Genomic DNA, 561 nt, shown 5'->3' on the forward strand with positions numbered 1-561 from the left:
CTTGATCATTTTCAGTCGGCTGATCTGTCCTTCAACCGGGCTGGTTGTCCAAGGTGTGACAAGAGACGCTTCAATGGCAGCCGCATCCCGTTCAAGCGCGGGAATCAGACGTGACAGCAGCGTCGTCTTTCCTTCTTCCAGCAGAGCCTTCAGATCGCCTCCCGTGCAGGTGTCACCCCTTTTACAGAGCAGGGTCTGCATTTTCCTGAGCCAGCAGAGTGTGACGGCAAGGTGCGGTTCGGCTTCCAGAAGGGCAGGAACCAGCAGTCCCTCCTGTCCGGCAGATAACGGATCCTCTGCGAGGAGAAGCCGCGCAAGTCTGCGTCCCCGAGGTGCAACGACATGCGCGGAAGGAACGGGTTTCGCGGAACATCCCTGTCGCGTCGCCACCCATTTCCAGACGGTGCCATATTGTCCTGCAAAGCCCTGCTCCAGGAGTTCCCGCCATAGCTGACGACTATTGCGACATCCTTCGGACCATCTCTTTTCCAGGTGGGCTGTGTAAGGCACGAGTATGCTGCGTGACGGAACCGTTCTTTTCCATGGTGGTGCATGGCCCCG

Annotated in this window: 1 pseudogene; it reads right to left on the minus strand. The window is 58.3% G+C overall.

From position 1 onward, the window contains the following. Positions 1-561 (minus strand): annotated as a pseudogene (locus AD928_RS15395) (ISL3 family transposase); the annotation flags it as partial.

The sequence above is a fragment of the Acetobacter cerevisiae genome (assembly GCF_001580535.1).
GTDB lineage: Bacteria > Pseudomonadota > Alphaproteobacteria > Acetobacterales > Acetobacteraceae > Acetobacter > Acetobacter cerevisiae.